This window comes from Pseudoalteromonas aliena (assembly GCF_038155085.1).
Lineage (GTDB): Bacteria > Pseudomonadota > Gammaproteobacteria > Enterobacterales > Alteromonadaceae > Pseudoalteromonas > Pseudoalteromonas aliena_A.
Genome location: NZ_JBAKAU010000134.1, coordinates 1 through 227, shown reverse-complemented (window position 1 = coordinate 227; position 227 = coordinate 1). Strand labels below are relative to the sequence as shown.

Annotated in this window: 1 pseudogene; it reads right to left on the bottom strand. The window is 36.6% G+C overall.

The features are described 5' to 3' along the window. Window positions 1-21: 21 nt before the first annotated feature. Window positions 22-219, bottom strand: a pseudogene (locus V6260_RS18820) (transposase); the annotation flags it as partial. Window positions 220-227: the final 8 nt, after the last annotated feature.

The window sequence follows — 227 nt, the reverse complement described above, 5'->3', positions numbered from 1 at the left end:
TAGTTTTACTGAGAGGTTTTAGTTTTCAGGGGATATATTAAGCCATTCTAGCAAATGAAGATTTATAATATCAATATGCACGCGTTTATCCTCTCGTATTATTCGTCCAGTTAGCTCAACGAGTACAAGGAACGATTTAAGCTCAAACGTCAGTCCTTTAGGCATAATTTGACGTGGTATGAATGTAAAGCGCAGTAGTTGTTTTGGTTGTTTGCCCTTTTATTTGC